The organism is Micromonospora sp. LOL_013 (genome assembly GCF_048060315.1).
In the GTDB taxonomy this organism is placed as follows: domain Bacteria; phylum Actinomycetota; class Actinomycetes; order Mycobacteriales; family Micromonosporaceae; genus Micromonospora_E.
This window is the reverse complement of record NZ_JBHMIQ010000015.1, coordinates 125,342-133,835: the sequence shown is the minus strand read 5'-3', so window position 1 is coordinate 133,835 and position 8,494 is coordinate 125,342. Positions and strand designations below refer to the sequence as shown.

Genomic DNA, 8,494 nt, shown 5'->3' with positions numbered 1-8,494 from the left:
ATGGTCATGCAGCAGCACCTTCGGCGCCCGAACGATCTCCGCCAACGAAACAGCCACCATGGGTGGAGGGTAGTAGGTTTCAACGTCGCACTCCGGCACGGGACACGGGTATTGCCGATGCCGGCGCGGGTGCCGGTCACCAGCCAGGCAGGATGTCTACGATGCTCACCGACGTACTGCCGTACCTGCGTTGCCCGGTCTGCCGCGCGCCGCTCGCCGCCCATGACGGCGGCGTCCCCCGCGCGGGCGGCACCAACGGCAACGCCGACGGCGCTGTCCGGGCGCTGCGCTGCCCGGCTGGACACAGCTTCGACGTGGCCCGGCAGGGCTACGTGGACCTGGTGACCGGCCGGGCCCGGCACGCCGGCGACTCCGCCGAGATGGTCGCCGCCCGCGACGAGTTCCTTCAAACCGGACATTTCGACGTGGTCGCCACGGGGCTGGTCGAGGCGGTGGGCAGCCCGGCCCCCGACAACCGAGCCCCCGACAACCGGGGCGCGGGCAGGCCGACTCCGGACGACCGGGCCGGGCCGATCGTGGTCGATGCCGGCGCCGGGACCGGGGCCTACCTCGCGGCGGTGCTCGACGCGCTGCCCGGCGCCGTCGGACTCGCCCTGGACCTGTCCAAGGCGGCGGTACGCCGGGCCGCCCGCGCCCATCCGTCGGCCGCCGCGGTCCGCTGCGACACCTGGCGACCGTTGCCCGTCGCCGACGCCTGCGCCGACCTGGTGCTGAACGTGTTCGCTCCGCGCAACGGCGGGGAGTTCGCCCGGATCCTGCGGCCACGCGGCGCGCTGGTCGTGGTCACCCCGCTGCCCGACCATCTCGCCGAGGTGATCGGCCCCCTCGGGTTGCTCCGGGTGGACCCGGCGAAGGACGACCGTACCGGCGCGGCGCTACGGCACCACTTCGACCGGGTCGCGCTGCACGTCCTGCGCCGACGGCTGCGCTTGTCGCACCGCGACGTCACCGCGCTGGTACGGATGGGACCGAGCGCCCGGCACACCGACCCGGCCGACCTGGCCTCGGCGATCGCCGCGCTGCCAGAACCGGTCACCGTCACCGCCGCCGTCCAACTGGCGATCTACCGCTGCCGGCCGGGCAGCTGACTGAGGACCGGTCAGGTCGACAGGTCGACCTCTTCCCAGCCGGGCGGTGCGTCGTGGTACGGGCCACGGAGAACGACCGCCCATTCCAGGGCCCACCGCCGTTGCCCGATGGCGTTGGCGTCCACCACCCCGGGCAACGGGTCGCCCCGCCGTTCCGCTTCCAGGTAGCCCCAGTCCAGGCAGTAGTAGAAGTCGAGCAGTACAGCGGCCTCGGCCGCGTCGCGGGGGGCGACGAGGGTCCGGGAGCGCCATTGGGCGAAGGTCTCGCCGGCCGCCAGGTTCGGCAGCAACGCCATCAGCCGGTCGTCGGAGACCGCGACCGGGTCGAGATGCCGGGTCAGCCCCAGCACCCAGGCCAACGCGAAGATCGCGTCGTGGTGCAGGACGAACGAGCGGTGGTCGCCGCGCCCCCCGATGACGAACTGCCACTCCGGCGGGGTGACCAGCTCGACCAGATGCGAGTTGAGCAGCCAGCTCATCGCCGCCTGCGGTGGCATCCCGAAGCAGCGGGCCAGCACCAGATGCAGGATCGCGGTGCGGGCCTCGATCTCCGGGGTGGGCCGCAGCTCGACCCCGTCGCCCGGCTCCCAGACCAGCGGAAAGCCGGCCGGAGGCAACGGTAGGCGGAGCCGGCGCAGCTCGTCGAGACTCTCCGCGCGAATGGCCCGGGGGTCAGGAGCGAGTACGGTCACAGCCTTCGTTCCCTGCTAGTCGGCGTCGGCTTCTCTCCTGAACGGACCCCCGGCGAGGCAGGATATCCGCTCTGTGTCACGGGTACCACGACAAGGGGTATCGGTACGCCGGTCGTAGCGGATCAGGCGATCCGGTCGACGACCAGCTGGGTGGTCGTCGATGGCGCGTCGGTGAGCTGAACGGGATCCGTCGGGCCGAACCCACCGGAGAGGGCCGGCAGCACGTCGGCGATCCGGTCAGGGGCGTCGGCGCGCAGCTCGACGAGGGGGTCACCGGCCCGGACCGGCTCCCCCGGCCGGCGGTGCAGGATCACCCCGGCAGCGGCGCTGACCGGATCCTCCTTGCGGGCCCGGCCGGCACCGAGCCGCCAGGCGGCCACCCCGATCGCGCGGGCGTCGACCGCGGCGACGTAACCGTCCCGGTCGGCGCGGACCAGTTCGGTTTCGGCGGCGACCGGTAGCGGGGCGTGCGGGTTCCCGCCCTGGGCGGCGATCATCGCCCGCCAGGTGTCCATCGCCCGGCCGTCGCGCAGCGCGGCGGCCGGGTCGGCGTCGGGCAGGCCGGCGGCGTCGAGCATTTCGCGGGCCAGCGCGAGGGTGAGTTCCACGACGTCGGCCGGCCCACCGCCGGCGAGCACCTCGACCGCCTCGGTCACCTCGACCGCGTTGCCGACCGCCCGGCCGAGCGGGGTGGACATGTCGGTAAGCAGGGCGACAGTACGGACGCCGTGTGCGGCACCCAGGTCGACCATGGTGCGGGCGAGCTGCCGGGCGTCGGCGACCGACGCCATGAAGGCTCCGCTGCCCACCTTGACGTCGAGGACCAGTGCGCCGGTGCCTTCGGCGATCTTCTTGCTCATGATCGAGCTGGCGATCAGCGGGATCGCTTCGACGGTGCCGGTGACGTCGCGCAGCGCGTACAGCTTGCGGTCGGCCGGGGCGAGGCCGTCACCGGCCGCGCAGATGACCGCGCCGACGTCGCGCAGCTGGTCGACGAAGCGGTCGTTGGCCAGGTCCGCCCGCCAGCCGGGGATCGACTCCAGCTTGTCCAGGGTGCCGCCGGTGTGGCCGAGCCCTCGGCCGGACAGCTGCGGTACGGCGGCACCGCAGGCGGCGACCAGCGGGGTCAACGGCAGGGTGATCTTGTCGCCGACGCCGCCGGTGGAGTGCTTGTCGACGGTGGGCCGAGGTACGCCGGACAGGTCGAGCCGCTCGCCGCTGGCGATCATGGCGGCGGTCCACCGGGCGATCTCCGCGGTGTCCATGCCGCGTAGCAGGATCGCCATGGCCAGCGCCGACATCTGCTCGTCGGCGATCTCACCGCGGGTGTACGCGGCGATGGTCCAGTCGATCTGGGCGTCGCTGAGCCGGCCGCCGTCGCGTTTGGTGCGGATCACGTCGACGACGCCGGCCATCTTGGTGCTGTAACTAGACAAATCGGTCATACCTTCACGATGGTTCCAGGGTCGCGGGCGACGCCGGAGAGGGCGGGGTAGGAAATCGGCTGCCGGGTGCTTGCGGTGCTACCGCGCTCGATCAGCCGGTCCAGCGGGTGCTCACCTCGGTCGGCGGGTCGCCTTCGCCGGCCCAGGAGACCCCGCCGTCGGCGTCGACCACCACCACCCGGTGGGTGCGCGCCCGGCCCCAGGCCACCACCGACTCGGCAGACGGCCAGCTCGGCGCCTCCTCCAGGATGCCCGAGCCGGCCGCCTCGCCGGTGGATTCGGACCGTTCCCAGTAGCCGGTCCAGACCAGCTCGCCGCCGGCCGAATCGGGGTGTACGAAGACGGTGCCCCGGCCCCGCCACTTGGCCAGCCGGGCCGGCACCGCGGTGTCCGGCGCCACCACCGGGCGCCCGGCGGCGTCGGCCCGCCCGACGTGCTCGGGGCCGACCCGGTCCCGCTCCGCCGCGCCACGACCGGCGCCCCGGCCGACGCCGCCGCCTGGGGCGAGCGCGGCGGCCGCGAGGTCCGCCGGGCCAAACGCGTGCGGCAGCAGCTCCGCCACGGTCAACGGCGCCGGCAGCGCCTCGACCTGGCACTCCGGCCCACCGTGCTCCCACAGCAGCTGGCGGCAGCGCCCGCACGGCATCAGCGGCTGGCCATCCCCGCCAACGCAGGACAACGCCACCAGCCGGCCACCGCCGGTGCTGTGCAGCGACGAGACGACGCCACACTCGGCGCAGAGCACCACGCCGTACGCGGCGTTCTCGACGTTGCAGCCGACGACCACCCGGCCGTCGTCGACCAGCCCGGCCGCGCCGACCGGGAAGTTCGAGTACGGCGCGTACGCGTGCCGCATCGCCTCGGTCGCGGCCCGCCGCAGCTCCACCCAGTCGATCTCCACGACTGCCCTCCTCACCTGCACCGGCCACCGCCACCGGCCGGTCGGCCCGGTTCGTACGACCGGACCTGACCGGCCAGTAGTAAACGGTAACCGGCGTTGATCAGGCTTTGATGTAGGGCTTGCCGTCGGCGGCCGGCGCACGTACCCGGCCGACCAGTCCGGCTACCGCCAGGATCGTCGCCAGGTACGGCAGCATCGCCAGGAACTGGCTCGGGATGGCGCTGCTGATCGCCCCCAGGTAGGCACCGAGCTGGTCGGCGAAGCCGAAGAACAGCGACGCCAGCAGCGCCCCGGTCGGGCTCCACCGGCCGAAGATCATCGCGGCGAGGGCGATGAAGCCCTTGCCGCCGATCATGTTCTTGGTGAACGAGTAGAGCAGCAGGGTGTACGACCCGCCGCCGATCCCGGCCACCATGCCGGCCAGCAGCACGTTGCGGTAACGCAGCCCCAGCACCCGTACGCCGAGGGTGTCCGCCGCGATCGGGTGTTCGCCGACCGACCGGGTCCGCAGCCCCCACCGGGTCCGGAACAGCGCCACGTTGATCACCACGACCAGGATCAGCGCCAGGTAGAGGAAGATGCTGCCGCGGAACAGCGCCGGCCCGAGCACCGGGATGTCGGACAGCAGCGGGATCTCCCAGGTGCCGAAGTGCGGCGGCTGGTTGTAGGCCGGCTGGTCGGTCTGCATCAGCCGCTCGTAGAGGAAACCGGTCAGACCGATCGCGAACAGGTTCAGCACGATGCCGATGACCACCTGGTCGACCAGGTAGCGGATGGCGAACAGGGCCAGCAGCAGCGAGATGAACGCCCCGCCGAGGGCTGCGGCGATCAGCCCGACCCAGACGTTGCCGGACATGGTGCCGATCAGCGCACCGGCGAACGCACCCATCAGCAGCTGGCCTTCAATGGCCACGTTGACCACCCCGGAGCGTTCGCAGAGCACCCCGGCCAACGAGCCGAAGATCAGCGGCAACGCCAGCAGGAAGGTGCCCCGGACGATGTTGACCATCGGCATGAAGTTCTGCCCGGTCGGCGCGGTGGAGATCTGCCAGCAGAGGAAGCTGACCACGAAGCCGACGATGCCGACGCCGAGCAGCCACCGGAACCAGCGGGCACCGTACGGGCTGAGCAGCAGCGCGCCGGCGGCGAGGGTCGCCAGGCCGAACAGCACCGCGCCCAGGTTGCCGGGGATCCGCAGCGCGGCCCCGCCGGCGGTCTCGCTGAGCGTGAACCGGGCCTGCTGCTCGGCGGCGAGCGAGCCGAAGACGGCGGCCGCGACCACGCCGGCGGCGACCAGGACGGCACCGCTGATCCGGGTACGGCTCCAGAACCGTTGCGTCACCGCCACCGGGGCGTCAGTTGCGATCATGGTGGACAACGCGGTCACCAGCCCTTCGCCATGCTGGTCTGCAACCGGGCGGACCGGGCCGCCCGGAGCTGGAAGATCGCCTTCACCAGGGCGGGGGCGGCGATGAAGATGACGATCAACGCCTGGAGCACGGTGACCAGTTCCAGTGAGATGCCGGAACCCGACTGCATCGCGTTGCCGCCGGCCCGCAGCGCCCCGAACAGCAACGCCGCCAGCGCGACACCCCACGGTTTGACCCGGCCGAGCAGGGCGACCAGGATGCCGTCGAAGCCGATCTGGGCCGCGACCAGCGGAGTCAACGCGTTCGCCGTGGAGCCCAGCACCATGTTGGCGCCACCCAGCCCGGCCAGCCCGCCGGCGACCACCATCAGCAGTACGTAGGTGCCGGTGACACTGATCCCGGCGGTCCTCGCGGCATCCGGGTTGGCGCCGACGGCGCGCAGTTCGAAGCCGAACGCGGACCGGTTGAGCAGCCAGGCGACGGCGGCGGTGACGGCGACTGCCAGCAGGATGCCGGCGTGCACCCGCAGCCCGTCGCCGAGCAGCCGGGGCAGTTGGGCGGTGGTGTCCACCGGCCGGCTGATCGCGTCCGGCCGGTCCGGGTTCTGCACCCCGGGCTGCACGATGATCCAGGTGAGGAAGTACAGCGCCACGTAGTTGAGCATGATCGTGGTGATCACCTCGTGGGCGCCGGTGCGGGCCTTGAGAAAGCCGGGGAAGAAGCCCCACAGCGCGCCGCCGAGCGCCCCGGCCAGCACCGCGACGACCACGTGCAGCACCAGCGGCAGCGGCAGCAGGAAGCCGGCCAGCGCGGCCACCACGACGCCGATGATCGCCTGCCCCTGGGCGCCGATGTTGAACAGGCCGCCCCGGAACGCCAACGCCACCGACAGCCCGGTGAAGACCAGCGGCGCGGTGTAGGTCAGCGTCTCGGAGATCGGCCGGAACACCGTCGGCCACTCGGTGTCGCCGGCGACGAAGGACCGCACCGCCGAAGGGTCGATCACCGAGCCCTTGAACAGGTTGGCGTACGCCTCGCTGACCAGGGTCCAGCTGGCGGACAGCGCGTCGCCCGGGCGGGCGAAGAAGTAGGTGTAGGTGGCGAGCACCTCCGGGTCGGAGACGATCATCAGTACCCCGCCGATGACGACGGCCAGCAGCAGCGCGAGCACCGTCACGGTGACGGTGTTGGCGGCCCACAGATTGTGCAGGAAGCGCTGGCCGAGGGAGTCGCCGTCGGGGGCGGGCGGGCCGGTGCCGGCGGACGGCTCGGCCTCGGCCTGCGCGGCGGCGTGCGCGGCGGCCGCCGGCTCGGCTTCGGCGGGCGGCTTGTCCGGCGAACCGGCCGACGAGCCGTTGTCGCTGCTCATTGCGTCCCTTCTTGCTCGGTCCCGCCGGTGACCCCGGCCATCAGCAGGCCGATCTGTTCCCGTGGGGTGTCCGGTCCGACCACGGCGATGATCCGGCCGCTGTACATCACCGCGATCCGGTCGGCCAGCCCGATCACCTCGTCCAACTCGCTGGAGACGACCAGGACGCCGGTGCCGGCGTCGCGTTCGTCGATGATCCGGCCGTGGATGAACTCGATGGAGCCGACGTCGACGCCCCGGGTCGGCTGGGCGGCGATGAACAGCTTCAGCGGCCGGCTCAGCTCCCGGGCCACGATCACTTTCTGCTGGTTGCCGCCGGACAGGGTGCCGACCGCCGCCTGACCGGACGACGTACGGATGTCGAACTGGGCGATCCGCTCGGTCGCGGAGGCGGCGATGGCTGCCGGCCGCAGCACCAGACCGGAGCCGAACGGCGGCTGGTCGTACAGGTCGAGCACCAGGTTCTCGGCGACGGAGAACTCTTTGACCACGCCGTCGACGCTGCGGTCCTCCGGCACATAGCCGACTCCGGCACGGAGCACCCGTTTGGCGCTCCAGCCGTCGATCCGCTCGCCGTTGAGGGTGACCGTGCCGGCCGCGGTCGGCAGCAGACCCATGATCGCCTCGACGAGTTCGGTCTGGCCGTTGCCCTGCACTCCGGCGATGCCGAGCACCTCGCCGGCCCGTACGGTCAGGTCGACCCCGTCGACCACCCGTACGCCGCGCTCGTCGTCGACGACCAGGCCGGCCACTTCGAGCACCGGCTCCCCCGGCTGCGCCGGGGTCTTGTCCACGGTGAGGCTGACGCTGCGGCCGACCATCAGCGCGGCCAACTCGTCGCGGCTGGCGGTCGGTTCGGCGGTGGCGACGGTACGGCCTCGCCGGATCACCGTGATCCGGTCGGCGATCGCCTTCACCTCGCCGAGCTTGTGGGTGATGAAGACGATCGACTTGCCAGCCGCCTTCAGCGACCGCATGACGGTGAGCAGTTCCTCGGTCTCCTGTGGGGTGAGCACGGCGGTCGGCTCGTCGAGGATCAGCAGGTCGACGTCGCGGGTCAGCGCCTTGACGATCTCCACCCGCTGCTGGATGCCGACCGGCAGGTCCTCGATCACCGCGTCCGGCTCGACCGCCAGGCCGTACCGGTTGGAGACGTCGACCACCTCGGCGCGGGCCCGGCGCTGGTCGAGGAAGCCGAGTAGCCCGCCCCGGGTGCGTTCGGCGCCGAGCATGACGTTCTCCGCCACGGTGAGCACCGGCACCAGCATGAAATGCTGGTGCACCATGCCGATGCCGGCGGTGATGGCGTCCCGTGGGCTGCGGATCTTGATCGGGGTGCCGTCCACCAGGATCTCGCCCTCGTCCGGTTGCAGCAGCCCGTAGAGGACGTTCATCAGGGTCGACTTGCCGGCGCCGTTCTCGCCCAGCAGGGCGTGGATCTCGCCGGGCTCGACGGTCAGGTCGATGTGGTCGTTGGCGACCAGGTCGCCGAAGCGTTTGGTGATGCCGCGCAGTTCGAGTCTCAGCGGAGCCTCCCGGGGAGACTCCGGGCCACCGGCGGGTGCCCGGAGGGTCGATGGCTGAGCCGCCCCTGTCACCGGGGTCTAC

General features: G+C 72.0%; 7 protein-coding genes. 1 reads left to right on the top strand and 6 read right to left on the bottom strand.

Annotated elements, in window-relative coordinates:
* Positions 1–161 precede the first annotated feature (161 nt).
* Positions 162–1,109: a putative RNA methyltransferase gene (locus ACFHWS_RS12545; protein WP_416568230.1), complete on the top strand. Its 948-nt coding sequence runs from the start codon at positions 162–164 to the stop codon at positions 1,107–1,109.
* Between the two features lie 11 nt (positions 1,110–1,120).
* On the opposite strand, the gene ACFHWS_RS12540 is transcribed toward ACFHWS_RS12545, so the two are convergent.
* From ACFHWS_RS12540 to ACFHWS_RS12515, 6 genes are all read right to left on the bottom strand, one after another.
* Complete coding sequence (locus ACFHWS_RS12540) at positions 1,121–1,801, bottom strand: DUF4272 domain-containing protein (protein ID WP_416555434.1); 681 nt, start codon at positions 1,799–1,801, stop codon at positions 1,121–1,123.
* A 122-nt stretch (positions 1,802–1,923) separates the two neighbouring features.
* Entirely contained in the window at positions 1,924–3,216 is a 1,293-nt protein-coding gene (locus ACFHWS_RS12535) for a thymidine phosphorylase (protein WP_416568234.1), read from the bottom strand.
* A gap of 121 nt (positions 3,217–3,337) precedes the next feature.
* Positions 3,338–4,147: a cytidine deaminase gene (locus ACFHWS_RS12530; protein WP_416555432.1), complete on the bottom strand. Its 810-nt coding sequence runs from the start codon at positions 4,145–4,147 to the stop codon at positions 3,338–3,340.
* A gap of 100 nt (positions 4,148–4,247) precedes the next feature.
* The gene (locus ACFHWS_RS12525; protein WP_416555454.1) at positions 4,248–5,525 is read right to left on the bottom strand and encodes an ABC transporter permease; all 1,278 of its coding nucleotides are present in this window, start codon (positions 5,523–5,525) and stop codon (positions 4,248–4,250) included.
* Between the two features lie 5 nt (positions 5,526–5,530).
* Positions 5,531–6,886 (bottom strand): ABC transporter permease, encoded by a 1,356-nt coding sequence (locus ACFHWS_RS12520; protein ID WP_416555430.1) that lies wholly within the window; start codon positions 6,884–6,886, stop codon positions 5,531–5,533.
* The gene (locus ACFHWS_RS12515; RefSeq protein ID WP_416555428.1) at positions 6,883–8,484 is read right to left on the bottom strand and encodes an ABC transporter ATP-binding protein; all 1,602 of its coding nucleotides are present in this window, start codon (positions 8,482–8,484) and stop codon (positions 6,883–6,885) included. Before ACFHWS_RS12515 ends, ACFHWS_RS12520 begins: the two co-directional genes overlap by 4 nt.
* Between the last annotated feature and the right edge of the window lie 10 nt (positions 8,485–8,494).